The following is a 26382-nucleotide window of genomic DNA, read 5'->3' as shown; positions in this document are numbered from 1 at the left end:
CGAAACCTGCTTTCAAATTTACGCCAGCCCCATGACCTTTTCGAAAGAGCGCATGAAAAGATTATTCTCGTCCGGTGCGCCTACACTGACGCGAATGAAGGTCGTATAGCCCTCTTGCTTCCAGGGCTTCACGATGACGCCGTCCCGCAGGAGCCGTTCGGCAAAAACAACGGAATCTGACTTTACGTCGATGAACAGAAAATTCCCCTTGGAGGGGGCAAAGCGGATTTGGCGTTCACTCAGGAAGCCGGCCAGACGCTCCCGTTCACGAAGCGCAAGCGCAATCCCCTTAACAAGATGGTCTTTGTCGCGGCGCGCAGCCAGTCCCGCTGCCTGCGCAATGCCATTGGCGTTGAAAGGCGTACGGGCCCGGTCCAGAAATCCGCGCAGTTCCGGGTCGCTGACAAGCCCGAACCCGAGACGGGCTCCAGCCAGCCCATAAGCCTTTGAAAAAGTGCGCAGCGCCACCCAGTTGAGACCGCTGTCGCGCAGAAGTGCAGCGGCAGACGGATAATCCTCACCAGCCGCATATTCCGCATAGGCTTCGTCAACAACCAGCAACGTTTCTGGCGAAACAGCCTCGATAACGCGCTGCATAGCTTCCGGTGTCAGCCATGTTCCGACCGGATTGAGCGGATTTGCGAACATCACGAGACGTGGAGCCGTTGCAGTCGCAGCCACCAGCGCATCGATATCGACCTCAAGCGACGGCGTCACTTCAACCCGTTCGACGGTCGCGCCCATTGTCGTTGCATAGTCCTCATGCAGCGGAAAGGATGGGTAAAGTGTGACCACCCGCTCGCCGGGCCGCAAAACCGTCCGGCAGATAACGCCGATCAGGTCTTCCGATCCGTTGCCGAGAATGATGCAATCTTGCGGCCAATCGAACTCAGTCGCGATTTCCCGCGTCAGTTCGCGCCCAGACGGATCAGGGTAGAGCCGCAGCAGATCATGGGCACCAAAAAAGAGGGCCTGCACCTTCGGCGAAGGTCCGAGCGGGTTTTCGTTGGAGCCCAGTTTTGCAATCGACGGAGGGTGATAACGCGCTTCCACCTCGGCAATGGTGAGACCAGCATTATAGGGGCTAAGACAGCGAATTTCAGGCCGAATCAGATCGCCAAGCCGGGCTTTTTCCTGTGCCATCCACGTTCTCCTCCAATGCAGCGCATCGCATGACATGCGCCTTTTGGAGAGAAGTTCTAAGACTAAAATCCAATTTTGTATATATATGTATAGACAAGTTATGAAAAAGATGGTCCTATGCTGGGGAGACCACAAAAAATTGCTAAACATTCGACCCGGAACAAGTAGAAGTTCGGGCAACAATATTGTTTTGCCAAAGGTCCGCAGGGGAACATGATGCAGGTTTTATCGCTTTTCGACCTTCGCGGGCGTAAAGCGCTGGTTACCGGTGCGAGCCGGGGACTGGGACAGGCCATTGCCGAAGCGCTCGCCTCGGCTGGTGCCGACGTCGCCATTACAGCGCGCAAGTCCGACGATCTCTCCGACACGGCATCCCGTATCGCCGCTCATGGCCGCGCCTCGGCATCCCTTTCGCTCGATGTACGCGATGTCGCTGCCTGCGGTGCCGCTGTCGCGCAAGCGACCGATGCTCTCGGCGGCCTCGATATTCTCGTCAACAATGCAGGTTATGAAGAAATCCGTCCCTCGCTTGACGTCGACGAGGCGCTCTGGGATCGCATCATGGCAACCAATCTCAAAGGCGCATTCTTCTGCGCGCAGGCCGCTGCCCGCCATATGACCGACAGCGGAAAGGGTGGGGCGATCATCAATCTGTGCTCGCTAACCTCCTATGTCGGTGTGCCGACCGCCGCTCCCTATGGTTCTTCCAAATCCGGCCTCATGGGCATGACACACGCTCTGGCGACCGAATGGGCGCCTTCCGGCATTCGCGTCAACGGCATTGCGCCGGGCTATTTCCGCACGGCCATGACTGATGTGTTTTATGAAAACGACGACTGGCAGAAGGCGATGTTGGCCAAAATTCCGCAGGGGCGTTTCGGTGCCATGGAAGATGTTGCGGGCGCTGTGGTGTTTCTGGCAAGCGCCGCATCATCCTATGTCACGGGGCAGGTTATCCCGATTGACGGGGGCTACCTCGCATCTATCTGATGTTCTCAAGAAGAATATCAGCAGATAGCGAAATGACATTGAAATAACTTTATAAAGTGCCTTCCGGTGCTTGACTAAAATGGGAAGCTACGATGAATACAACCGAAACCGGAACTGGCCGTAACGTTTCCAACGGACCGGCTGCCGTATCGGTCAACAATGTCAGCATGATCTATAACGGCTTCCATGCCGTGCGTGCGGCATCTTTCGATCTCGCCAAGGGCCGTTTTCTGACCATTCTCGGGCCATCGGGTTCCGGCAAGACGACGCTTCTCCGGCTCATTGCCGGTTTCCAGAAACCCAGTATCGGCGAAATCTTCATCAACGATGAAGCTGTCAGCGCCGTGCCGCCGCACAAGCGCTCTATCGGCATGGTTTTCCAGAAGCTCGCGCTTTTCCCGCATATGACGGCGGCTGAAAACGTCGCCTTTCCGCTGAAAATGCGCCGTTTCGATGCGCGTTCGATCCCTGAGCGGGTGGAACGCTATCTCGACCTCGTTCGCCTCAACGGTCTTGGCGGACGGCGTGTGCACGAGCTTTCCGGCGGCCAGCAGCAGCGCGTCGCCATCGCGCGCGCTCTGGTTTTCGAACCGGACCTGCTTCTGCTCGACGAACCTCTGGCAGCGCTTGACCGCAAGCTGCGCGAGGAGATGCAGCTCGAATTCCGCCGTATCCAGCGGGAACTCGGCGTCACGACCATCAATGTCACCCATGACCAGCGCGAAGCGCTCGTCGTATCTGACGAAATCATCGTCATGGATGGCGGTGAAATCCAGCAGATGGCGCAGCCATCCGAGACCTATCGCAACCCTTCCAACGCCTTTGTGGCGAACTTCATCGGCGTCACCAATTTCATTTCCGGCAAGGCATCGTCGCTCGACGGCAATCTCGTGCATGTCGATGCCGGAATGCCTCTGGTAGGCATGGCAGGCGAGGGACGCGGACCGGTTGCCGCCAGCGCAAATGTCTCGTGCGCAATCCGTGCCGAACAGATCCGTATCGGCGGCAGCGCCGCAGCGCATTCAGAACTCGATACCGTGCTTGAAGGCATCGTTACCGATGCGATCTTTGAAGGCGAACGCATCGTCTATGAATTGCGGGTTCCTGCCTTGGGAGACGTGTTGATGCGCGTCTTCGATCACGACCCTATCGGCCATAGCCAGTTTGCAGAAGGTGAAACCGTGCATCTTGGCTGGAACGCCCGCGATCTCATCGTCTTTGCCGCATGAATTGAAACGTTACGGGGAAACTCCAGAGGAGAAACAAAATGAGCAATCTGAAGAAGCCTTTTCTGATACTCGACCGCCGCCGCTTCCTGCAGAGCGCAGGCGCTTTTGCCGCTGCAGTCGGCACGACATCGCTCGGCCTTTCGCGCGCTTTCGCTGAAGAACCGGCAAAGCCCAAGGAACTGATCGTTCGCGCCTGGGGCGGCAGTTGGGTGGAAGCGCTGAAAGCTGGCGTGTCCGATCCGTTTACCGCCAAGACCGGCATTTCCATCCGTCATGACCTGACGGAAGACAACGAAATCCAGCCGAAGCTCTGGGCTGCAGTCGCGCAGAAACGTGTTCCGCCGATCCACGTCAACTGGGATACGACCACCAATGCGACCAAATCAGCATTGCGCGGCGTGACGGAAGACCTGTCGGACCTGTCGAACCTCAAGAATACCACCGATCTTGCCAAGCCGGTTGGTCTCGACGGCTATCCGATCGTCAACACCTATGGCTATGTCTATGTGCTGGCCTATCGTCCGGAAGCCTTCCCGGATGGCCCGCCGAAGTCGTGGCACGCTCTGCTCGATCCGAAGTTCAAGGGCCGCATCGCGCTTTATAATGACGGTATCGGCTTCCACTTCCCGGCACAGGTTGCCGGTGGCGGCAAGCTGGAAGACATTCCGGGCAACATGCAGCCCGCATGGGATTTCATCACCAAGGTGAAGCAGCAGCAGCCGCTTCTTGGCGAAGACCCAGATTTCACCACCTGGTTCCAGAAGGGTGAAATCGATCTGGCTTGCACCATTTCCACCAATGCGCGCGAAGCCCAGAAGAACGGCGTCAAGATCGACTGGACCGTTCCGGAAGAGGGCGCGAAGTTCGACACAGACGGCCTTTGGATTCCAAAGGGCCTGCCGGAAAACGAGCTTTACTGGGCCAAGGAATATATCAATTTCGCCCTTACCAAGGATGCGCAGCAGGTCTGGCTCGACGGGCTTGGTCTGCCGGGCGTGGTTCCGGGCCTGACGCCGCCCGCAGACCTTGTGAACGATCCGGCCTATCCGACAAAGGACGAGGATTTCAAACACCTCATCCGCATCTCGGCAAAAGTGCAGGTGGAAAACGAGAGCGAATGGTTCTCGAAGTTCAAGGCCATCATGCAGGGCTGATCCAGCTACCATTATCGGAGCTGCCTTCAGATGTGGCTTCTGGGGCAGCTCCCAATCAGATAATCAGGAATTGAAACATGCGAGCGGCACGCACTGCCTATCCGGTTGTCTGGCGCATCATGGACGCGCTGGAAGCAATCGCAGCCTTTTTGTGGCCAGCGCGGTTCAATCGCGCCGTGCCCTATCTGATGCTGTTTCCGGCGATTGTTCTGGTCGGGCTGCTGGTGCTGGGCCTGATCCAGATTGGCGATACCAGTCTTCGCACGCTCGACACCTCCACATTCCTGATGTCGGATTATTACACGCTCGCCAATTACAAGCGCGCGCTGACGGAAAGCCTGTTCGCAACCGTGGCGTGGCGCAGCCTGTCCGGCTCGCTTGTCGTAACCGCGTTCACGCTCGTTCTGGCCTTTCCCTATGCCTATCTCATGGTGCGCACGCCATCGGCGGCATTGCGAAAATTCCTGCTGATCGCGCTGTTTCTACCGTTCTTCATCGGTCAGGTGGTACGCGCCTATGGCTGGCTCATCATTCTCGGCAATCAGGGCATGGTCAACGAGGCGCTCGGCCTTGTCGGCATCGCGCCGATGCGGTTGCTCTATAATTATCCAGCAGTCCTGTTCGGTCTCATTCAGTATATGCTGCCATTCGCCGTGCTGATGCTCGCACCCGCGCTGACCGCCATTCCCGAAGAAATGGAAGCGGCGGCAAGTTCGCTTGGTGCAAACTGGCTGCGGACCTTCGCCCACGTGGTTCTGCCCATGGCCCGTCCGGGCCTGATCGGTGCGGGACTGGTGGTGATGACGCTGTCGCTCACTGATTTTGCGGTACCGGCAATCTTAGGCGGCGGATCGCAGGATTTCATCGCCAATGCGATCTATGACCAGTTTTTCCGCACGTCCGATCAAGGGCTCGGCGCGACGCTGGCGCTGCTTCTGGTCGGCGTCGGTTCCATCCTCGTCGGGATCGTGTTCACGCTGTTCGGGGCAGGCACGCTTGCCATGGGGAGGGCGCGCAAATGACCTCGCCATTGTCGAAATCCATCGTCATCTGGACGTTTGTGATTGCCGTTCTCGTGCTTCTTTCCGCACCGACCATCGTTGTGCTTGGGGCGTCGTTCACGTCTGGCAACATGATTACCTTTCCGCCGGAAGGGTTTTCGCTCAAATGGTATCAGAAGATCGCCGGAACAAGCGACCTCTGGGATGCATTTCTGCGCTCGCTCTACGTCTCCTTCATCTGCACTATCGTCGCCATTCCGATTGGAACGCTCGCTGGCATAGCGATGGCGAAATATGCGGTGCGGTTCGAAAAGACGATCCAGATCTATCTGCTGCTGCCTTTCACCATTCCGCTGATCGGTTCCGGCATCGGTCTCATGCTGATCTTCGGCCACGCGGGAATTCTGGGCCAACTCTGGCCGGTGGGGATTGCGGCCTGCGTCATCAATCTGCCTTTCATGATCTGGGCCGTGACGGCAAGTGCCGCCAATCTCGATGCCGATCTGGAACTTGCCGCCGCCAATTGCGGGGCAGGGCCGATCTCGACCTTCTTCTTCGTCACGCTGCCGGTCGTCGTGCCGGGCGTCATCAGCGGCTCTCTTCTGATGTTCATTCTGGCGCTGAACGAATTTCTGGTCAGCCTGCTTCTGGTCGATGCGCGCATCGTGACGCTGCCGGTACAGATCTACAATTCGATCCGGTCCATCATCACGCCGGACCTTGCGGCGATCTCCGTCGTCTTCATCGCCTGTGCCGCTGCCGCCATCTTCCTGCTCGACCGGCTGGTCGGGCTCGACATCTTCCTCAAATCGAAATGACCGGTTGCGCCACCACCGCAACCAGCAAGGAGCCGATCATGTCCGATGTTTCTTTTCACGAACTGGCTAAACTGGACGACGCAGCGCGCGCCGAACTTCTCAAGCGCTCGGAAACCGACCTGTCCGGTTTTATTGAAAGGGTAAAGCCGATCATCGAGGCCGTTCGCACCGAAGGCGATGCGGCGCTTGTCCGCTTTGCGCGCGATCTCGACAAGGCTGAAGTCGATCCGGCCAATATCAAGGCCACGGAAGCCGAATTTGATGCCGCTTTCGACAAGGTGGAAAAAGATGTGATCGAGGCCATCCAGTTCGGCATCGACAATATCCGCCATTTCCATGAGGAGCAGAAGCCGGAGGCCATGTGGCTGAAGGAAATGCGTCCCGGCGCCTTTGCGGGCGACCGATTCACGCCAATTCGCTCCGTCGCGCTCTATATTCCGCGCGGCAAGGGGGCGTTTCCGTCTGTCACCATGATGACCGCGGTTCCGGCTGTAGTCGCTGGCGTGCCTGATCTTGCCATTGTCACTCCGCCCACGCCGGACGGTTCCGTCGATGCCGCAACACTCGTTGCAGCACGCCTTGCCGGTGTGGAAACCGTCTATAAGGTCGGTGGCGCACAGGCTGTTGCCGCCGTCGCCTATGGCACGGAAACGGTGAAACCGGCGCTCAAGATCGTCGGCCCCGGCAGCCCATGGGTGGTCGCAGCCAAGCGCCTGCTTGGCGGCGTCATCGATCCTGGCCTGCCTGCGGGCCCTTCGGAAGCTGTCATTTTCGCCGACGACACGGTGAAGGGCGGGCTTGCCGCGCTCGACCTCCTGATCGAGGCGGAACATGGCCCGGATTCGTCGGCATGGCTCGTCACGCACAGCCGCCGCGTCGCGGAAGAAGCGCTTGCCGCATTGCCGGATCATTGGGCGCGCATGACCGAACAGCGCGTCGGCTTCTCCAAAACCGTGCTTACCGGCAAATATGGCGGCATCGTCCTGACGTCTTCCGTAGAAGAGAGCTACAAGTTCATCAACGACTATGCGCCGGAACATCTAGAACTTCTTTCGACCGATCCGTTTGCGCATCTCGGCCACATCACCGAAGCTGCCGAAATCCTGATGGGGCCGCACACGCCGGTCGTCATCGGCAATTTCGGCCTTGGACCGAACGCCGTGCTGCCGACCAGCCGCTGGGCGCGCACCTATGGTCCGCTTTCGGTTACGGATTTCGTCAAGCGTTCGTCCATCGGCTATGTGACGGCATCCGCTTATCCGGAATTTGCAAAGCACGCTCGCACGCTGGCGCGTTATGAGGGTTTCTCCTCACACGAGAATGCCGTGTCGGAAATCCGCAAAGACTATCTCTGAGGAAGGTGCGTGCAATGAAGGCTGTTCGGCTTTATGCGGCGAAGGATTTGCGGGTCGAGACAATCGACCCGCCGACGCATCTGGAGCCGGGCTGGGTTCGGTTGAAGGTGTCGGCTGCAGGTATCTGCGGCTCCGATCTGCATAACTTCATGACCGGGCAGTGGATCAGCCGTTCGCCGTCGGTTGCGGGCCATGAATTTGCAGGCATCGTGACCGAAACCGGCGCTGACGTAACAGGATTCAAGCCCGGCGATACGGTGATTGCGGACTCCCGCTACTGGTGCGGCGCGTGCCCTTCCTGCAAAAGCGGCAGGCACAATGTCTGCGAAACGCTCGGTTTCATCGGCGAAGTCTGTGATGGCGGTTTTGCCGAGGAGACAGCACTTCCCGCACGGCTCCTCGTTCATTACGATCCGGCCATCAACCCGGTGGTCGCCGCTATGGGCGAACCGCTTTCGGTGGCGCTGCACGCTATCCGCAAGCAGCGCGTTCCATCCGGCGAAGCGGTTCTCGTTGTGGGCTGCGGGCCAATCGGCGGGCTTGCCGCGCTTCTTCTTTCGCGCTTGCATGATGGTCCGGTGCTGGTCTGCGACCGCAACGATCAGCGCGCCGGTCTCGTTTCGACCGTCACCGGTGCAATCAAGGTGTCCCTCGACAATGCCTCAATTGAAGCCGCACTCGATGGCAAACCGATCCGCTATGCCATAGATGCCACCGGCAATATCAGCGTCCTCAAGGCAACGCTCGACGTGCTTTCCGGCGGCGGCTCGCTGGCACTGGTCGGCATATCCCATGGCAAGATCGAGCTTGATCCGAACAGTCTGGTCGAGCGGGAAATCAGCCTGATCGGCTGCCATGCCTATCAGGCTGAACTGCATGAAATTGCAAAGCTTCTGCCCGATCTTGAGGCGCCGCTGCTGCAGCTTGTCGACCGGGAAATCTCGCTCGACGAGGTTCCGGACGCCTATGCCCGGCTGATAGCCGGTGAGGCGAACGGCTTGAAAACAATCATACTGACAGGGACGTGACCCATGGGCGCTGGCGACAAATCGGAACCCCATCATATCGCCGGCATCGAACTGCCCGAAACCGCCGGGCCGCTCTATGAAAAGGTCAAGGCGCAGGTGCTGGATAATATCCGCTCCGGTCGCTGGCCCGGCAATCACCGCCTGCCGTCTGAACATGAACTGGTGGATGCCCTCGGCATCTCCCGGATGACCGTAAACCGCGCGCTGCGAGAACTGACCGATCAGGGCATATTGAAGCGCATTCAGGGCGTCGGCACTTTCGTTGCCCCTCCAAAGCCGGAAACGACGCTGATCGAAGTCGTCAACATCGCCAATGAAATCAAGGCGCGCGGCGGGCAACATCGTGCCGAAGTCGTCACCCTCGACGTCATCGAACCAACGCCCGAATTGCTCAACGCGTTCGAAATGCAAAGGAGCATTTCAGTCGCTCACTCGCTGATCGTGCACTTGGAAAACAACGTGCCGGTGCAGCTCGAGGAGCGTTTCGTCAATACAAACCTCGTGCAGCATTATGAGCTGCAGGATTTTCGGGCGATCACGACCTACGACTACCTTCAGAAAAGCACCCCGATGACCGAGGTTGAGCAGGTCATTTCAGCAATCACTCCTGACGCTGAAATAGCCCGTCTGCTGCGTCTCGACGATGGGGCTGCCTGTGTGCTTCTGGATCGCCGGACATGGACGGGCGAGACGGTAGCGACTGTCAACAAGCTGATCTACGCCGGTAACCGCTATCGTCTCGGCAGCCGCTATAAGCCTGAAATATATAGATAAATTAACTCTCCGCTTCGCGATCACATTTATCTGATCCGGTGTTTTTCACCGGCTGTGTTGACATTTATCGATTCTCGTAACATCTATTGTTACATGAAAAGAGACAGCAAATTATCGGGCGTTCTGCACGTCCTCCTTCACATGGCGGAACACAAAGGGCCGGTCACGTCGGAGGTCCTCGCCAAGGCCATGACCACCAATCCGGTCGTCGTGAGACGTGTCATGGGCGGTCTGCGCGAGCAGGGCTACGTTCGCTCGGAAAAGGGACACGGTGGCGGTTGGGAAATCGCCTGCGACCTTAACAAGGTTACCTTGCGTGACATTTATGAAGCCATCGGGGAGCCAGCGCTTCTGGCTATGGGCAACCGCACGGAAATGCCGGGCTGTCTTGTGGAGCAGGCGGTCAATGCTTCGCTCAGCAAGGCATTTAACGACGCCGAAAACCTGCTTCTGGAGCGTTTTGGCGAGGTCACGCTGGCCATGTTGAGCGCGGATTTTCATCAGCGCGCGCTGGAGCGCGGCGTAACATTCGATCTGGAGACCAGTCATGCATCATGATGCAATCATTATCGGCGGCAGCTTCGCAGGCTTGTCTGCTGCAACCTATCTGGCACGCGGCAGACGATCTGTCCGGGTGATCGACGCCGGAAAACCACGCAACCGGTTCGCAGAACATTCGCATGGTTTCTTTGCGCAGGACGGAAGCAATCCGCTGTCCATGCTGGAAACGGCAAAGGCACAGGTCGAAGCCTATCCGACTGTGACCTTCACCCAAGGGAAAGCCGTTTCCGGTAGCGGCGAAATCGACAATTTCGCGATCGAACTCGATAGCGGCGAGACCGTTGAGGGGCGCAGACTGATCCTTGCTTTCGGCATATCGGACGAACTGCCGGATATTCCGGGCCTCGCGCAGCGATGGGGCAATTCCGTCATTCATTGCCCTTATTGTCACGGCTATGAATTCAGCGACCGCCAGCTCGGCGTTCTCAATCTGTCGCCCATGTCGGTCCATCAGGCCATGCTGATCTCTGAATGGGGCCCGACAACCTTCTTTATCGATAACGGACTGGAGCCGGATGCAGAGGCACTCGCAGAACTGGAACGGCGCGGCGTGAAGATCGAACACAGCCGGGTCAGTGCATTGCGCGGCGAGGGTAGCGAACTTTCGGAGATCGAACTTGAAGACGGGCGATTGGTTCCTGCTAGCGCGCTATACATTGGGCCATGCAATCGCCTGAACAGTCAGATTGCCGACACGTTCGGCTGCGCAATGGATGAACTGCCGCTCGGCAGAACGATACAGACAGACGGGCTGAAAACGACAACGGTTCCCGGAATTTTCGCAGCCGGTGATATCACTCGCGGTGCGCACAGTGTCGCGTGGTCGGTGGCTGATGGGGTGACGGCGGGAACTGCGGCGCATCGATCCTTGGTGTTTTAGCCTCCCAATTTGTTGCATTCCGGCTACATTGGCGCTCCCGTCTGCGGTCGTCATATATCAGCCTCTTGCTTACGCGCTCCAGTCCTGCAAATTCAGCGTTCGTGGCCCTTCCCGCAGCGGGGATTCCTGGGCCGGATCGAGGAATTCATGGACACCGGGTCAGTTAGTTCAAGACCGCTCGCAGGCATTGCGCTTGCCTGCGGCGGTTACGCCTGTTTTGCCCTTCAGGATGCCATGGTAAAATGGCTTGTAGCGACCTATCAGGTGCCGCAGATATTGTTCATGCGCAGTCTGGTGATCGTGCTCATTACCGGCGTGTTGATACGTTATCGCCGTCATCCATCAATTTTCCGAAGCCCTTATCGCAACACCGTCGTTCTGCGTGCCGCGCTTATGCTTGGCGCGTGGCTGCTGTTCTATAATGCTGCTCGCCATCTCGAGCTGGCAGAACTGACCACGCTTTATTTCTCCGCGCCGATCATGGTCATGTTCCTGTCGATCCTCGTCCTCAAGGAGAAGATCGGACCGGGGAGGTGGATCGCATGTGCCATCGGTTTTATCGGCGTAACGGTTGCGGCCAATCCGACCCATTCGCCTAATCTCATTCCCGCTGCCATGTGCATCGTTGCGGGTTTCTGCTGGGCATGGAGCACGATCCTGATCCGGCTTGTCAGCCGCAGCGAAACCACGATGACGCAGATGTATGCGACCAGCCTGTTGTTCGGTCTTGCCTGTGCACTGTCCTTTCCGTGGACATGGCAGGACCCCGATCTCTCCGGCTGGCTTCTGATGATCTGTCTTGGGCTTGTATCGACGCTCGGCCAGTTCCTTCTTTATGAAGGATTTCGCCACGCACCCGCCTCGGCATTGGCGCCGGTGGAATATAGCGGGCTGATCTGGGCCTTTATCTACGGCTATCTCATATGGGCGGAAGTTCCGGCAGCAAATGTGTTTGCCGGTGCATTCCTGATCGTGCTGGCAAGCTTGCTGCTCATCGCGTGGGAGCAGCGACAGGCAAACCTGCGCAAGCGCCGCGCCCCCTGTTGAGACGCGGCAGTATCGCTATTGCAAATGCTAGACCGCTTCTGCGGTATGCCCGAGTGGCAGCGGGAACAGTCTGTCATATGCGATGTTGAACACGAACGCATAGACCAGATAGAAGACGACAATCGCTATATCCATCACGAGGGCGGTCATCAGCGAAATTCCCAGATACCAGGCGATGAACGGGATCAGAAGCACGATCAACCCGGCTTCGAAAAAGATCGCGTGAAGAACCCGGACGGCCATGCTCTTGTTGACGCTGCCGGTGAAGCGCAGCATCGCCTTGTCAAAGCCCAGATTGAACAGAAAATTCCACACGGTTGCGGTGGTTGCCGAAACAATGCCGATAACGCCCATCTCTGCTGCAGGCTTGTCCAGAATGAAGGCGGAACCGGGTATGAAGATCGCCAGTCCGATGATTTCGAACATCGTTGCGTGGCGGACACGGTCCATAAAACTGCGCATTTCCTTTAATCCCTATTGTTAATGCGCGTGCTTCTATCCTATTCTAACAATAATAAAAGTTAGATAGTATCTGGATTTCAGATAGATGAGCATTGAACTGGAGCAACTCGAAGCCTTTGTGGCCTCAGTGGATCATGGCTCGTTCTCCGCTGCCGCGCGATATCTGCACAAGGCGCAGTCTGCCGTGAGCGTGCTGGTTTCCTCACTGGAAGACGATCTCGACGTCAAGCTGTTCAGCCGGGCATCCCGCAATCCGGTGCTGACGGAGGCGGGAGCGAGGCTGTTGCCGGAAGCGCGGCTGCTGCTTGCAAGACGGGAGCATCTGATTTCCGTCGCCAGAAACTTTGGCGATCATGTAGAAAGCCGTCTCGTGGTTGCAATCGACGAGCTTTACCCCGAACCGGCCATCGCGATATTGTTTGCAGCCTTTGCGCAGGAGTTTCCACATGTCGAGCTTGAGCTGACCTTTCCGCCGTCAACCGCGATAAGCGGGCTTGTGCTGGAAGGCAAGGCGGACCTCGGCGTCATGTGGCGTGCCGAGCAGATGCCGGATGAGCTTGGCTTCCATACGATCGGCTGGGTGCCTCTGGTGCTGGTCTGCGGGCGCGAGCATCCGCTGGCGCATACTGCGGTCAGTTGGGAAGATTTGAGGTCGTTTCGCCAGATCATGGCCCGAAAACACAGCGACACCGCAGAAAGCCGCCGTCTGCGGGTCGGCGCCGAGGTCTGGTGGGTCGAAAGCCACTGGGTCATCCTGCAAATCCTCACGCGAGGGATTGGCTGGGCGTTCATTCCAGAACATATCTTGAAGGATTCTCCGCTGGCGCCGGAGCTTGTCATTCCCAAACTGCAGTTTGATGAAGGTGCGCATCCGGTCGCGCTGGAGCTGATCTGGAACAAGCGGCGACGGCAGGGGCCAGCCGCACAATGGCTGCAGGAGCGCTTTGCAAAAAGCCGCTTTTGAGTGCCCAGTCTGCAGCTTGCAAAGGGCAGGGAATGACCCTGCCCAAAGCCGATTATACCTTTGCAGCTTCCACGAAGCGCGGATCGAAGGTCTGCGCAAACGAGATATCCGCACTTGCCAGTTCCGGATCGAGTGCCTTGAGCATTTCGAACAGGCTCTTGAAGCCGTCTTCTGCAATCAGGCCCTTTTCGGAATACATGGCGCGGGACTTCTCGAAACCGGTCTTGTACAGCTCGCGGTCGCCGAGCAGATATTCTTCCGGCACGGCATCTGCCACTTCATCGGCAGAAGCCTTGTGAATCCAGTTCAGCGACTTGACGAAAGCATTGACGACCCGCTGCGTGGTAACCGGATTTGCATCGATGAAGCTCTGCTGCACGTAGACGGTCGCGGCTGGGTTGGTGCCACCGAAAAGCTGGCGCGTGCCTTCTTCGGTGCGCGTATCCAGAAGCAACGTGATGTCGCCATCCACTTCCAGTCGCGTGATGACCGGATCGAGATGGACGAGGGCGGCGATTTCGCCCTTCTTGATTGCTGCGACAGCACTTGCACCACCGCCGACACCGATAATCGAAGCGGCATCTTCGGGAAGGCCGTTCTTGATGAGCGCATATTGCAGCAACAGCGATGTCGAAGAGCCGGGCGCCGTGACGCCGACATTCTGGCCCTTCAGATCGGCAATCGTCTTGATTTCACCGGCAAGGTCCTTGCGCACGCCGATACAGATGCCCGGAAAGCGGCCAAGCTCGCAGACAGCCTTGATATCCTGCCCCTTGTTCTGCATGCGAATGGTGTGTTCGTATGCGCCGGTCACCACATCGACAGAACCACCGATCAGCGCCTGCAAGGACTTTGCGCCGCCACCGAAATCATTGATGGTCGCCTTGATGCCTTCTTCCTCGAAGAAGCCCTTGCGCTCGGCAATAGTGAGCGGAAGGTAATAGAAGAGCGGTTTGCCACCGACACCGAACATCAGCTCCGGCTTTTCCGGCGTTGCGGATGCATCCTGCGCATAGGCGGGAAGGCGCGAGGCGATGCCTGCAAGCCCGAAGGCGGCGGCGCCCAGCAATATATCTCTACGCGTTGTCGTCATGGTTTCCTCCTTGAATCTTTTTAACCGTTGTGACCTGCAGCTTTCGGACGCCAGACAAGCAGACGCGCTTCAACGATGGATACGCCCCAGTCGATGACCAGCACGAATGCCGTCAGCACCAGCATTCCGGCAAAGACGCCGGTGACGTCGAACACGCCTTCCGCCTGATGGATCAGGTAGCCGAGGCCCGCCGACGAACCGAGATATTCGCCGACCACCGCACCGACGACGGCAAAGCCGACGGCCGTGTGCAGGCTTGAGAACATCCACGACAGCGCAGATGGCAGATAGACGTTGCGCAGGAGCTGACGCTCGTTCATGCCGAGCATACGCGCATTGGCGAGTACTGTCTGGTTCACTTCCTTCACGCCCTGATAGACGTTGAAGAAGACGATGAAGAAAACCAGCGAAACGCCAAGCGCCACCTTCGACCAGATGCCGAGGCCGAGCCACAAAGCGAAGATCGGCGCCAGAACGACACGCGGCAGAGAATTGGCCGCCTTCACATAAGGGTCGAAGATCGCGGCAAGCAGGGGCTTGCGTGCAAACCAGAACCCGATCAGCACGCCACCAATTGCGCCGATGGCAAAAGCCAGCATGGCTTCAAGCAGCGTGATGCCGAGGTGATACCAGATCGTTCCATCCATGAACCATTTATAGATGCGTAGAGCGACATCGCCCGGTGTCGCAAAGAAGAACTTCGCCTTGGCCGGATTACCCAGCAAATTGGTAGCGGTGAAGAGGTGCCAGACCAGAATAACGACGACAGCCACGCTGAGCTGCGCCAGAAACAGCATAGGCTTTTTCATTTCTTTTCCCCACTCGTCTGCTGATAGCCCTTGAGAACCTCTTCCTTGAGTGCACTCCATATTTCGCGATGAATTTCGTGAAACTGATCGTCGAGACGAATTTCGGAAATCTCGCGCGGACGGGCGAGGGGGATCTTATATTCCGCCATGATGCGGGCACGCGGTCCGGCGGACATGATGACGACGCGATCCGCCAGCGCGATGGCCTCTTCCAGATCGTGGGTCACGAACATGACAGCCTTCTTGTCCTGCGACCAGAGGTCGAGCAGGAGGTCGCCCATGATGATGCGGGTTTGCGCATCGAGGGGGCCGAACGGTTCATCCATCAGCAGATATTTCGGATTGCGGATCAGTACCTGTGCAAGGCCGACACGTTTGCGCTGTCCACCAGAAAGCATATGCGGATAACGATCGCCAAAACTTGCAAGACCGACGCGGCCAAGCCATTCACGGGCCTGCTCGCGTGCCCGCGCTTTTGGCATGCCTGCAATCTCCAGCCCAATGGAAACATTATCCAGCACGGTCTTCCATGGCATGAGCGCATCCTGCTGGAAGAGGTAGCCTGCCTTGCGATTGAGACCTTGTAACTGCTGGCCGTTTATTTCGACGGTGCCACCGGCCGGCACAAGAAGCCCGGCAACAGCATTGAGCAATGTGGATTTTCCGCAACCCGTCGGACCGACAATCGCAACGAATTCGTTTTCAGCAACTTCAAGATTGCTTTCGGCAACGGCGTCGAAACGACCACCGTCGGCCAGCTTGAACGAAATCTGCACATCCTTGAGCGCGATTACTGCCTTGCCTGTTTCCTTCGGCTGAATACGGCTTGGTTCGGCGTTCATCGCTCGTCACATCCGGTAAACTGACGATGTGCTTTGCCATAACGGCTCATATATCCGCTCCTTTTCGGGTAGCGCCTCATAAACGGGGGAACAGACAAGATGCATAAACTTGTCCGTCATAAGTGAGGCGCAAAAATTTGCGATAGAGTCCCTTCGTATAACGTCCCGGCAACAACATGCAACGAAAAGCGGACAACGCATTTCATTCTATCGACAAAAATATGTCTATACGAAATATTGTTGCAATCAGCCGCGCCAGGTCAGGAAGCGCTTCTCGATCTGCCCGATGACGAAATTGACGATCAGCCCCATCACCGACAGGATCGTGACCCCGGCAAACAGCTTTTCAAGGTCGTAAAGCGATCCCGCCTCAAGAATATAAGAGCCGATGCCGAACTGTGCGCCCAGCATTTCCGCTGCGACCAGCAGGATGATGGCGATGGAGATCGACACCCGCAATCCCGACAGGATCGCAGGAAAGGCTCCCGGCAGGATGATCTTGCGCACGATCGACCACCATTCGAGGCCAAAACTTTGTCCCATGCGCACGAGGGAACGGTCCACATTATCCACCGCGCCGTACGTGGCGACGACGGTGGGCGTAAAGGTACCGAAAGCGATGAGCATATATTTCGACATTTCGTCGATCCCGAACCAGATCACGAAGAGTGGTAGGAGTGCGATCTTCGGGATCGGGAAGAGGGCAGCCACAAGCGGCACCAGACCGGCCCGCACATAGCTGAACAGGCCAATCATGACTCCCAAACTGACACCGACCGCGATGCCAAGGCTGGCACCGACGACAAGTCGCCGCAGCGACGGCAGCAGATGCTGCCACAGAAGGCCGGTCTGCCAGAGCTGGACGAAGGTTTCGAGTACAGCGGAGGGGCGCGGCAATGTCAGATTGGATATGAAGCCGCTGCGGGTTCCAACTTCTGCCAGCGCAAGCAGTGCAACAAACAGGATCAAGGCTATATGACGCACCGGCTGGGGTGCGAAGCCGCCGCCCCGGAAAGGGACCGGGCGAACATTCTGGCCGGACGGTTTCACTTCTGCAACCTCAACCATTGATCAACTCCTGATCCGCGGCCTGCGCTTCAGCTCGCATCAGCTCCCAAAGCTGCTTCTGCTTTTCTTCCAGAACGGGATCGCCAAGATGACGCTCGGAAAGAGGAATATCGATATCGACAATCTCCCTGATCCGCCCCGGCCTTCGCGATAGGACCACGACCCGATGGCCGAGCCGCACGGCCTCGTTGAGATTGTGCGTGACATAGACAGATGTGAATGGTTGGCGCGTCCACAGCGCAATCAGATCATCCATCAGCAATTCCCGTGTCTGGCTATCGAGCGCCGACAAGGGTTCATCCATCAGCATGACGGCAGGGCGCACCGACAAGGCGCGTGCAATCGCCACGCGCTGGCGCATGCCGCCGGACAGTTGTTTCGGCAAAGCCTGACGGAAATCCGAGAGCCGGGTCCGTTCCAGAACATTGGTGACGATCCTGTCCATTTCGGCCCGGCCAAGACCGTGATCCTCCAGCACCAGCTTGATATTTCCTTCCACAGTGCGCCATGGCAGCAGCGCAAAATGCTGGAAAACATAGGTGAGGGGGTTAAGCGAGTCCTTCGGCGGCGAGCCGATCTGCAGCACTTCGCCTGATGATGGCCTTTCGAGGCCACCAAGAAAACGCAGGAGCGTGGACTTTCCGCAGCCCGAAGGGCCGATCAGGCAGATAATCTGTCCTTGCGGGATGATGAGCGAGATATCGTTCAGAACTTCGACCGGACCATAAAAATGGCTGATATTTTTTAGTTGCAGATCCATTTCAACTCCAGTCGGAAAGTCCACCCTCCGACAATAGTATCCCGGTTTGAGATGTCCGTTGTCGGATTTAGTGCCCGGCAAAACCGCCGGACACTGAATGCTCAGTCTCAGATTGTCTTGACGTAGGATGTGTCGAACAGCTTTTCCTGCGTGACATCTTCCTTGACCATGCCTTCGGATCGGAACCAATCCAGTTGCTCCACACAACTGTTGAGCGACAGGGCCAATCCCTTGTTGATGCGCATTGCGCCATCAATCAGGTTTCGTTTTGCAGTTTCGAACGGACTGTCGCTTTCGACATATTTGTGCACGATCTTTGCAATGTCATCGCGCGCCGCATCGTCTGTAGTGTTGTCAACGAAGGCCGCATTATAATCGTCGATTGCCTTGGAATAGGCTTTGACGAAGGCTTCCGTCATGGCGCGCTCGTCGCTCGCATTCTTGGTGGAAGTGAAGGCCGTCGTGACCTGATAATCCGGCGCATAATCAGAGACGAGACCGATCTGTTTGGCAGCGCCTTCGCGAATAAGTTTCTTGGCGATATTGGGCTGGATCGCCCAGGAGTCGATCTGTCCTGTTGACAGAGCGCCGACAAGGGCGCCGAGCTTTTGAAGCGGACGTAACTGGATCTCGGAAAGCGGAATATTGTTGGCCTTGGCGATCTTGTGCGCCATGAAATGAAAGGACGATCCAGCCGTGGTGATGCCAAAACTGTGTCCTGCCAGTTTGGACGGTTCGGTCAGCCCGGCTTCATAGGCCTTGTTGGAGGCCAGGATGACATTGCCGGTAATGCCTTTTTCTTCCGCAAGCGCGCCACCGATTACCTTGATTGCGCCCTTGTCCGCCAGACTGATCAGACCCCCACTCATCGCAGTCACACCGAAATCGGCATCGCCGGATGCGATGGCAACAGCCATAGGCTGGGCGGCTTCGAAAAATTTCAGCTCGATATCGAGACCGGCATCTTTGAAATAACCACGCTCATAAGCGATGTAACTCGGCGCGTGGCTCGCCAGATGAAGAACAGCCAGATTTCGTGTCGCAGCGCGGGCAGGGGAGCCGAAAGCGGTGCTGATGCTCAACGCACCAAGTCCCATCAATGTCTGACGGCGTGTCAGGGTGAAATCCATTCTGGCTCTCCTCCGATGCGGGTATCGGCCGGACGCAACAAATGTCCTGTAACGCCGGGCAAACAAAATTTCATTACGTCTCTGCCATGGAAAAATATGGAAGATTGCTTTCGCATAAAGCCACGTGGCAAGATTTTCAATACGATTAGAGCATAATCCGCGCGGAGTGGAACGAGGTTCACTGAGATTTGCGCGGCCAGCATAGAGCCTGCGGCTGTCTCCGGCCAAGGTTTAGCCGCTGATGTTGCTCGCAAAGAAATCGAGCAGACTTTGCGGCGCATTCTCTCCGAATAATACCTGCATGATCTCGTTTGCATCCACAGCCGCAGCGGCGCTGCGCACAAAGAGTTCCCGTTCATATCCGGCAAATGCGGTCTCTATATCTTCGATGTTGGCCGCGATTGCCTTTCCAAGTGCCGCACCGTCATAGAGCGCGAGATTGGCGCCTTCGCCTGAAGGGATCATCAGATGCGCCGCATCACCCACGAGCGTCACGCCGGGTACGCGGTCCCAACGATGCTCGACAGGCAACGTATACAACATTCGCAGCACCGGCATTGTATCGGCATTTGTGATCAGGCTCGTCAACTCCGGAGCCCAATCATCGAATTCTCCGGCGATCGCGGCACAAGCCGCTTTCCTGTCAGAGAAGTCGACGCGATCGAACCACGCTTCCGGTCGTTTCAGTGCTATATAGGCATGCAGTATTCCGTGAGGCTCGCGGTGGGCCTGAATCCCCTTGCCTGGCGCGACCGCAAACAGGGAGCCGCCACCGACAGCCGCGGCTGTCTTCTTGTGGGAGGTGTCGACTCCGTAAAGATAGGTCTCGATGAACGAGATCCCGGAGTAGGCGGGTTTGGTATCCGAAATAAGGGGGCGAACTTTCGACCATGCTCCGTCCGCGCCTACAAGAAGTTCGGTAACCTGCGTCGAACCGCTGGCGAAATTCACCAGAAACTTCCCGCTGCCCAGCGACGAGACCGACTTCACCTTGTGTCCCCAGCGGATTGTGCCCGGCGGAAGTGACTCAATCAGGATACGACGAAGCTCGCCTCTTTGCACTTCCGGACGGCCGCCTGTGCCATCATCCGGGTGATCAAAGAGGACATTCCCATGCTTGTCCAACACCCGGCTCTGCTGTCCGCCGGGGTAAACGAGATTGGAGAATTCCTCGAATAAACCTGCATCCTTGAGTGCGCGCTGTCCGTTTTCCGCATGGATATCCAGCATCCCGCCCTGAGCGCGCGCGTCCGCCGAAGCGTCCGCTTCGTAGATTGCCGATGCGATGCCGTGGACGTGGAGCACGCGGGCGAGCATGAGCCCACCAAGACCGGCGCCGATGATCGTGACTGGCTTATTCATTCTCTTGCCTTGCATCAATGGAATATCATTCCATAGTTGGAATGTTGTTCCATATATGTCAAGATATTCCCATGAGAAAAAAGAGCGACAGTCGCCAAAGACGAGAGCAATCCCTGACGCGGGAGCAAATCATTAACGCATCGATCCAACTCTTGGACGATGGCGGGGAGGCGGGGCTGACGTTCAAAGCCTTGTCCAAGGTGCTTGCCACTGGCCCTGGCGCGATTTACTGGCACGTAGCCAACAAGAGTGATCTTTTGACTGCGGCGTGCGATGCTATCGTTTGTCGAACGTTGAGCACAACGCCTGTAGAAGCTTCTCCCGAGGCAGCAATACGCGCTGCCGCGCTTGAGCTGTTCGAGGCGATCGATGCCCATCCGTGGATCGGTGCGGCGCTGACCTATGCGCCTGGTCAATTACCGATGGTGCGGATTTTCGAGACCATCGGCCAACAGGTTCGTGCTTTGGGCGTTCCGGAGAGCGAAGCCTGGATGGCGGCGTCTGCCTTGCTGAATTACATTCTGGGTGTCGCCGGGCAAAATGCTGCCAACGCGATGCTTGCCAAGGTGCATGGCCTGGAGCGTTCCGGTTTCCTTGAGGACGTGTCTGTGAGCTGGTCAAAACTTGATCCGGAGCAATATCCGTTCACTCGCAGCATGGCCATCCGGTTGCGCGCCCACGATGACCGGAAAGATTTTCTTGCTGGCATAGATTTCCTGGTCAGCGGCATTTCCGCTGCGGCTTCCCGATGAAGGGGCTGCTCAAGTTTGAACCCACCATGGACCCATATAAATCACATAATATGTATTATGGAACTTAAACGTATCGACGAGCAAAAGGATGTATATTACAAGGCCTTGCCGCCCGTCGGATCAGGTCTTTGTATCTCCAATGAGAGCGCCTTAGTTTATCCGCATCTGGCTGGAGTGATCGAACAAATGCATGCGGTGGGAGGAAATATTCAGCTCCACTTTGTCGCCTGCCGCGTAACGCGTCTCTCCTTCAACGGTCGCCATCAGCTTTTCTTCGCCCACTTCAAGAACGATATGTGTCTGAGCGCCCGTCGGCTCAACCAGCCGAACTCTGGCCGGCAAACCGCCATTCGATCCAATCTGCAGGTGTTCAGGTCGCATCCCCAGTATTATTTTCTGCCCGGCCTGCAATGCGCCTTCAGGCAATGGAAGCACGGCGTCACCGATACGGGCGCCGCTTCCTGAACCATCTCGCTCAATCGAAGCTTCGAGAAAATTCATTGAAGGTGAGCCGATAAATCCGGCAACAAAAACATTTGCCGGGCGCGTGTAAAGCTCCATCGGCGTCCCTTGCTGTTCGATCCTTCCCTTGTTCAGAACGACAACCCGGTCGGCCAATGTCATCGCCTCTATCTGGTCGTGTGTCACATAAATCGATGTCGTGCGTACTTTCTGATGCAATTCCTTGATCTCGGCTCGCATCAGGACACGCAGTTTTGCATCCAAATTGGATAGAGGTTCATCGAACAGAAAAACTGAAGGTTTGCGTACGACGGCACGTCCCATCGCAACACGCTGGCGCTGTCCACCCGAAAGCTGGTGCGGCTTGCGATCCAGGAGATCGGTAAGGTCGAGCATTCGAGCAGCGTCGGCCACACGTTCCTTTATTTCGGCTTTCGGGCGACCTGCGAGTTGAAGATTAAACGCAATGTTGTCGAAAACCGTCATATGTGGGTAGAGGGCGTAGTTTTGAAAAACCATCGCGACATCCCGATCACTCGGGTTGGCACGATTGACATTTCTTTCGCCGATCAACAAGTCACCTGCGGTAATCTGTTCAAGCCCCGCGATCATTCTGAGCAGCGTGGACTTGCCGCAGCCGGACGGCCCGACAAGCGCCACAAACTCCTCATCTGCAATCGTTAGATCAACGTTCGGGATGACCTCCACATTGCCATAGCATTTGCGGATTGAATGAAGCTCGACCGAAGCCATTTGCTCAACCTTTCTGCCCTGATGCTGTCCGATTTTGCCGCCCCGCCACCAGAACGGCCAGATCCGGGCGATCCGTGGTCAATTGACCTATCGGCTTGGACATCCAGTATTCCAGTTCGGTTTCGGTGTTGGGAACCCAGCACCCCAGCCTCGCCGTTCCCACTTCTGCAACGCACTGCTCCAACACGTTTTCCAGCAGACTTTTCTCAAATGCCAGTATCGTGGCTGTGTCTATGCCTCGCTTGAGCACCTTGTCGAAGCCGCCGAAGAATTCGGCCGAACGGCGATCTATCGACATGAGCAATTGCTGTTGGGGAAACCGACGATGAATATCTTCCAGAACTTCCGGAACAAAACAGGTGAGAAAGACGCGATCGATCATGCCGCGTTCTTCAGCAAGCGCGATGATTTTCTCCGGCAGATCGGGATAAGGCACGCCCCGCCCGTCGATTTTAATCTCCAGCTCCAGCTCCAGTCGGGTCGGTGCAAAAATATCCAGCACCGCTGCAAGAGTTGGAATCGTCTCTCCACGGCTATCGTTCAGAACAATCTGTGCGAGCGCTTCTGCACTTTGAGCCTGAACAGGCCCTCGCCCGTTCGTCGTCCGGTCGAGCAAAGGGTCATGGATCACAACCGGAACCCCGTCTGAACTCAAGTGGACATCCAGTTCTACGGCATCCACATCGAGAGCCAGCAGATTACGGAAGCCGGCAAGGCTGTTCTCAGCCCACAAATTTCGACCGCCACGATGGCCGATGATCTTAACCATTTGAATTTCTCCGGGTTTATTATTTTCCGCTGTCGACAAGGCCTTTGACGAACCACCGCTGCATAACAAGGATTACAAGTACAGGTGGCAGCATGGTCCAGAGGGAAGCGTTCATAAGAAGATGCCATGTTGGCAGTCCGTCGGACTGCGGCATAACCTGTTTCAGACCGACCACCGCCGTCGCCATGCTAGGGTCCGTCGTCATGAGCAACGGCCAGAGATACTGGTTCCAGCCCATGAGGAACAGGATGATCGACAATGCCACAATATTTGACCGCGACAATGGCAGTAGAATTCGAAAGAAGAACTGCATCGGCTTGGCGCCATCGATGCGGGCCGCCTCGCACAGATCGTCCGGAATTGTCAGGAAGAATTGCCGAAACAGGAATGTGGCGGTTGCCGATGCGATGATCGGAAGGATGAGACCCGGATAGGTGTTGACCATATTCCAGTTCAACTCGACCGCTATGCCGAGCCAGCCGAAAAGAATGTTCAACGGCAGCGCCATGTTGGCAGCAGATTCATAGGTCGGAACAATACGGACCTCGATCGGCAGCATCATCGATATGAATATCAGCCAGAAAGCGGTCATCCGGAAAGGAAACCGAAAGTAGGTCACGGCAAATGCTGCAAGCAGGGACAGAACCATTTTGCCGATAGTGATTCCGAGCGCCACGATAAATGTATTCACCAGAAGCTGGCCAAAATTGATCGTGTTCAAAACTTCGCGCGAGTTGACGAAGAACTGATCGCCGGGAAGCCAGCTCAACGGAACTTTGAGCACATCCTGCTGGCTCAAAGAACTCGTGACCAGGACAAAGTACAGCGGGAGACAAACCAGGACGATCCCAAGTATCAGAATCGCATGGCAAACCGCATCGAGGATTGGAGTGCGCTCATTCATAACTCAAACCGCATAGTTGACGCGCCGCTCGACCAGTCGAAACTGGGCAAAAGTGAGGGCGAGAGCGAGGATCATGAGAATGACGGATTGAGCGGCTGACGACCCCATATCCAGATTGACGAAGCCATCCTGGTAGACCTTGTAAACAAGGATCGAGGTCGCGCCCGCAGGTCCGCCGCGCGTCGTTGCGTCGATGATGGCAAAGGTGTCGAACAGGCCATAAACGAAATTGATGACGACCAGAAAGAACAGCGTAGGCGCAATCATTGGCAGCGAGATGCGCTGGAACCGCCGCAACGGGCCGGCACCATCGATGGCGGCGGACTCCAGAATCGAACGCGGCACAGCCAGGAGAGCTGCAGCGAGAAAGATATAATTGTAGCAGATGTGCTTCCACGAAGCGGCTAGCACAATGAGGATCATTGCATCCGTCGAATTCTTGGTCGGGTCCCAGCCGATCCCCATCATATGCATCATCTGGGAGATCGGGCCGACACGCGTATTGAAGAGAAACGCCAGCATGATCCCAGCGACAGCGGGAGCAATGGCGTAGGGAAGCAATAGTATTGTGCGATATGTTCCACGTGCTCGGATGATATGGTTTGTAGCAAAGGCAAACAGGAGAGCAACCGATAGCGTTATGGCATTTTGCCAAAGCGTAAACCACAGCGTCAGCTTGGCCGATGCCCAGTAGGGCGCGCTTGCAAACAACGCAGTGAAATTGGCAAATCCCACCCATTGCACAGACCCGCCGAATGGATCGTTCAACTGAAACGCCTGAATAAGTGCGCGAAACGACGGAATAAAGAAAAAGAACAGCAAGACCAGCAACTGAGGCAAAAGAAGCAGGATTGGTGTTCTCAACTCCTGGAAATGCGCGCGCTTCAACCCGCTTTCCTTCCGCTCCGCAAGGGAGCGGAAGCGCACAGCACGTCCACGTAGGGAAATCATCGCATCACTTTCCAGCGTTCAGCTTTTCGAAGCGGCGGAGCACTTCGTTACCGCGGGCGACGGCGGAATCCAGAGCTTCCTGGGTCGTCTTCTGACCCAATGCTGCGGCCATCACTTCTTCCATGATCAGAACATTCGCCTGATTGGAATTGCCGAAACGGAATCCCATCGAATTGTCCGAATTCGGTTTCCGCATGAGTTGTTCGATGGCAATCGCGCGGGTCGGGTGTTGCTCGAAATAGCCTTCCTTTTTCAACGCGTCATAAGCCGTGGTTGTAACGGGAACATAGCCGGTATTCTTGCTCCACCAGACCTGTGTCTCTGGTTTGGCCAGAAAATCGAAGAAAGCGGCAGCGCCTTTATATTCGTCTTCGGAATGGCCTTTCATGGTCCATAAGGCACCGCCACCGATGACGCTGTTATGGGGAGTACGGTCTTTCTCATGCGGGAGAAAAGTCGCATTCCACGGGAATTTCGCCGAAGCCTCCACGGCGGCATGAGAGGCTGTCGAGGCAATTATGGTCGAACAAGTGCCAGACGTGAACAACTGGACGGGCTGAACACCCTGCCCCGCGATCTCCATGACGCCGCTGGAGATCAGATCATGCATACGCTCGACCTGGGTACCGAGGTATTTGTTGAACACAAACTCCGTGTCGATCCCGTCGATACCATTTCGTTTCGTGCCATAAGGGAAATCATTCACAGCCGAATAATTCTCGAGAAAGCTCCACTCATAGTCACCGGGCAGAGACATCGCGCATTGTGAGACGCCTTTGTCGTGAATCGCGTGTAACTGTTGGGTAAGCTCCTGCCAGTTGTCCGAAGGTTTGTCGAAACCGGCAGCTTTGAAATGCTCTTCATTGTACCAAAGAATGGGCGTCGACGAATTGAAGGGAAGCGCCTGCAGCTTTCCCTTGTCGCTGTAATAGGCAGCAACCGGAGCTATCACCGTGCTCCAGTCGATAGTGTACCCCTCTTTGCTCATCAGATCCACGACGGGAATGACCGCGCTGGAATTCAGCATCGTGAGAAATGCACGCTCGTTCGTCTGGACAATGGTCGGCGCGCGCTTCGCCCGATAAGCGGCAATCATCGCATTGATGAGTTCTTCGTAACTGCCCTTATTGACCGGAACGACGGTGTACTGATCCTGCGTTTCATTGAACTGCTTTGCCAGTTCGCCGACACGATCGTTAAGCACGCCTCCCATTGCATGCCAGAATTCGATCTGGGTCTTGGCCTCTGCCGTCATACTGACCAGCATTGAACTGCCTGCCAGCATAGCTGCTATTAAAAGACGCTTCATCGCTTCCTCCCA

General features: G+C 56.6%; 27 protein-coding genes. 13 read left to right on the top strand and 14 right to left on the bottom strand.

All coding sequences use genetic code 11. The annotated features are described in order from the left end of the window. Positions 1-18: 18 nt before the first annotated feature. On the bottom strand, positions 19-1143 hold the full coding sequence (locus FIB18_RS02755; protein ID WP_140019300.1) for a histidinol-phosphate transaminase: 1125 nt from the start codon (positions 1141-1143) through the stop codon (positions 19-21). Between the two features lie 216 nt (positions 1144-1359). Between FIB18_RS02755 and FIB18_RS02750 the strand changes: the two genes are divergently transcribed. The 11 genes from FIB18_RS02750 to FIB18_RS02700 all read left to right on the top strand — a co-directional run bounded on the left by FIB18_RS02750 (position 1360) and on the right by FIB18_RS02700 (position 11980). Then, positions 1360-2133 (top strand): SDR family NAD(P)-dependent oxidoreductase, encoded by a 774-nt coding sequence (locus FIB18_RS02750; protein WP_140019403.1) that lies wholly within the window; start codon positions 1360-1362, stop codon positions 2131-2133. A 92-nt stretch (positions 2134-2225) separates the two neighbouring features. After that, the gene (locus tag FIB18_RS02745) at positions 2226-3362 is read left to right on the top strand and encodes an ABC transporter ATP-binding protein (RefSeq protein ID WP_140019299.1); all 1137 of its coding nucleotides are present in this window, start codon (positions 2226-2228) and stop codon (positions 3360-3362) included. A 38-nt stretch (positions 3363-3400) separates the two neighbouring features. Continuing rightward, on the top strand, positions 3401-4516 hold the full coding sequence (locus FIB18_RS02740) for an ABC transporter substrate-binding protein (protein WP_140019298.1): 1116 nt from the start codon (positions 3401-3403) through the stop codon (positions 4514-4516). Between the two features lie 77 nt (positions 4517-4593). Beyond that, positions 4594-5538, top strand: a complete 945-nt coding sequence (locus FIB18_RS02735; protein ID WP_140019297.1) for an ABC transporter permease — start codon at positions 4594-4596, stop codon at positions 5536-5538. Further along, positions 5535-6335 carry an ABC transporter permease gene (locus FIB18_RS02730; protein ID WP_140019296.1) on the top strand — a complete coding sequence of 267 codons (801 nt, stop codon included), beginning with the start codon at positions 5535-5537 and terminating at the stop codon, positions 6333-6335. Before FIB18_RS02735 ends, FIB18_RS02730 begins: the two co-directional genes overlap by 4 nt. 38 nt (positions 6336-6373) lie before the next feature. Further along, positions 6374-7690, top strand: coding sequence for a histidinol dehydrogenase (gene hisD, locus FIB18_RS02725; protein ID WP_140019295.1), 1317 nt, complete (start codon positions 6374-6376; stop codon positions 7688-7690). A gap of 14 nt (positions 7691-7704) precedes the next feature. Further along, positions 7705-8718 carry a zinc-dependent alcohol dehydrogenase gene (locus FIB18_RS02720; protein WP_140019294.1) on the top strand — a complete coding sequence of 338 codons (1014 nt, stop codon included), beginning with the start codon at positions 7705-7707 and terminating at the stop codon, positions 8716-8718. A gap of 3 nt (positions 8719-8721) precedes the next feature. Then, on the top strand, positions 8722-9492 hold the full coding sequence (gene hutC / locus FIB18_RS02715; protein ID WP_140019293.1) for a histidine utilization repressor: 771 nt from the start codon (positions 8722-8724) through the stop codon (positions 9490-9492). A 93-nt stretch (positions 9493-9585) separates the two neighbouring features. Next, entirely contained in the window at positions 9586-10050 is a 465-nt protein-coding gene (locus FIB18_RS02710) for an Rrf2 family transcriptional regulator (protein ID WP_140019292.1), read from the top strand. Next, a complete protein-coding gene (locus FIB18_RS02705; protein ID WP_140019291.1) occupies positions 10040-10933 on the top strand; it encodes an NAD(P)/FAD-dependent oxidoreductase in 894 nt (297 codons plus the stop codon). The genes FIB18_RS02710 and FIB18_RS02705 overlap by 11 nt, the downstream gene beginning before the upstream one ends. 147 nt (positions 10934-11080) lie before the next feature. Continuing rightward, on the top strand, positions 11081-11980 hold the full coding sequence (locus tag FIB18_RS02700; RefSeq protein ID WP_140019290.1) for a DMT family transporter: 900 nt from the start codon (positions 11081-11083) through the stop codon (positions 11978-11980). 27 nt (positions 11981-12007) lie between these two features. Here the strand turns inward: FIB18_RS02700 and FIB18_RS02695 are convergent, their stop codons facing one another. Then, positions 12008-12442 carry a PACE efflux transporter gene (locus FIB18_RS02695; RefSeq protein ID WP_140019289.1) on the bottom strand — a complete coding sequence of 145 codons (435 nt, stop codon included), beginning with the start codon at positions 12440-12442 and terminating at the stop codon, positions 12008-12010. Positions 12443-12527: 85 nt separating this feature from the next. On the opposite strand from FIB18_RS02695, the gene FIB18_RS02690 reads away from it, so the two are divergent. After that, complete coding sequence (locus tag FIB18_RS02690) at positions 12528-13406, top strand: LysR family transcriptional regulator (RefSeq protein WP_140019288.1); 879 nt, start codon at positions 12528-12530, stop codon at positions 13404-13406. Positions 13407-13458: 52 nt separating this feature from the next. Here the strand turns inward: FIB18_RS02690 and FIB18_RS02685 are convergent, their stop codons facing one another. From FIB18_RS02685 to FIB18_RS02650, 7 genes are all read right to left on the bottom strand, one after another. Then, positions 13459-14499 carry an ABC transporter substrate-binding protein gene (locus FIB18_RS02685; RefSeq protein WP_140019287.1) on the bottom strand — a complete coding sequence of 347 codons (1041 nt, stop codon included), beginning with the start codon at positions 14497-14499 and terminating at the stop codon, positions 13459-13461. A gap of 20 nt (positions 14500-14519) precedes the next feature. Beyond that, positions 14520-15308 (bottom strand): ABC transporter permease, encoded by a 789-nt coding sequence (locus tag FIB18_RS02680; protein ID WP_140019286.1) that lies wholly within the window; start codon positions 15306-15308, stop codon positions 14520-14522. Continuing rightward, positions 15305-16150: an ABC transporter ATP-binding protein gene (locus tag FIB18_RS02675; protein WP_140019285.1), complete on the bottom strand. Its 846-nt coding sequence runs from the start codon at positions 16148-16150 to the stop codon at positions 15305-15307. The genes FIB18_RS02680 and FIB18_RS02675 overlap by 4 nt, the downstream gene beginning before the upstream one ends. 246 nt (positions 16151-16396) lie before the next feature. After that, the gene (locus FIB18_RS02665; RefSeq protein WP_140019284.1) at positions 16397-17218 is read right to left on the bottom strand and encodes an ABC transporter permease; all 822 of its coding nucleotides are present in this window, start codon (positions 17216-17218) and stop codon (positions 16397-16399) included. Next, complete coding sequence (locus FIB18_RS02660) at positions 17211-17978, bottom strand: ABC transporter ATP-binding protein (RefSeq protein WP_140019283.1); 768 nt, start codon at positions 17976-17978, stop codon at positions 17211-17213. Before FIB18_RS02660 ends, FIB18_RS02665 begins: the two co-directional genes overlap by 8 nt. A 107-nt stretch (positions 17979-18085) precedes the next feature. After that, positions 18086-19108 (bottom strand): ABC transporter substrate-binding protein, encoded by a 1023-nt coding sequence (locus tag FIB18_RS02655; protein ID WP_140019282.1) that lies wholly within the window; start codon positions 19106-19108, stop codon positions 18086-18088. 231 nt (positions 19109-19339) lie between these two features. Further along, entirely contained in the window at positions 19340-20470 is a 1131-nt protein-coding gene (locus FIB18_RS02650; protein ID WP_140019281.1) for an FAD-dependent oxidoreductase, read from the bottom strand. Positions 20471-20487: 17 nt separating this feature from the next. Here FIB18_RS02650 and FIB18_RS02645 point away from each other — a divergent pair, with 17 nt between their 5' ends. Further along, a complete protein-coding gene (locus tag FIB18_RS02645; protein ID WP_235894812.1) occupies positions 20488-21222 on the top strand; it encodes a TetR/AcrR family transcriptional regulator in 735 nt (244 codons plus the stop codon). 150 nt (positions 21223-21372) lie between these two features. On the opposite strand, the gene FIB18_RS02640 is transcribed toward FIB18_RS02645, so the two are convergent. Genes FIB18_RS02640 through FIB18_RS02620 form a run of 5 tightly spaced genes read right to left on the bottom strand, consistent with a single transcriptional unit; the run spans position 21373 to position 26370 of the window. Continuing rightward, complete coding sequence (locus FIB18_RS02640; RefSeq protein WP_140019280.1) at positions 21373-22437, bottom strand: ABC transporter ATP-binding protein; 1065 nt, start codon at positions 22435-22437, stop codon at positions 21373-21375. A 4-nt stretch (positions 22438-22441) separates the two neighbouring features. Beyond that, on the bottom strand, positions 22442-23206 hold the full coding sequence (locus FIB18_RS02635) for a glycerophosphodiester phosphodiesterase family protein (RefSeq protein WP_140019279.1): 765 nt from the start codon (positions 23204-23206) through the stop codon (positions 22442-22444). A gap of 19 nt (positions 23207-23225) precedes the next feature. Next, on the bottom strand, positions 23226-24110 hold the full coding sequence (gene ugpE, locus FIB18_RS02630) for a sn-glycerol-3-phosphate ABC transporter permease UgpE (protein ID WP_140019278.1): 885 nt from the start codon (positions 24108-24110) through the stop codon (positions 23226-23228). A gap of 3 nt (positions 24111-24113) precedes the next feature. Beyond that, positions 24114-25061: an ABC transporter permease subunit gene (locus FIB18_RS02625; RefSeq protein ID WP_140019277.1), complete on the bottom strand. Its 948-nt coding sequence runs from the start codon at positions 25059-25061 to the stop codon at positions 24114-24116. Between the two features lie 4 nt (positions 25062-25065). Beyond that, positions 25066-26370, bottom strand: a complete 1305-nt coding sequence (locus tag FIB18_RS02620; RefSeq protein WP_235894811.1) for an extracellular solute-binding protein — start codon at positions 26368-26370, stop codon at positions 25066-25068. Positions 26371-26382: the final 12 nt, after the last annotated feature.

Origin of the sequence: Brucella pecoris (assembly GCF_006376675.1) — a bacterium.
GTDB lineage: Bacteria > Pseudomonadota > Alphaproteobacteria > Rhizobiales > Rhizobiaceae > Brucella > Brucella pecoris.
Note: the sequence above shows the minus strand (reverse complement) of the source record. Positions and strands in the feature narration are given on the sequence as shown.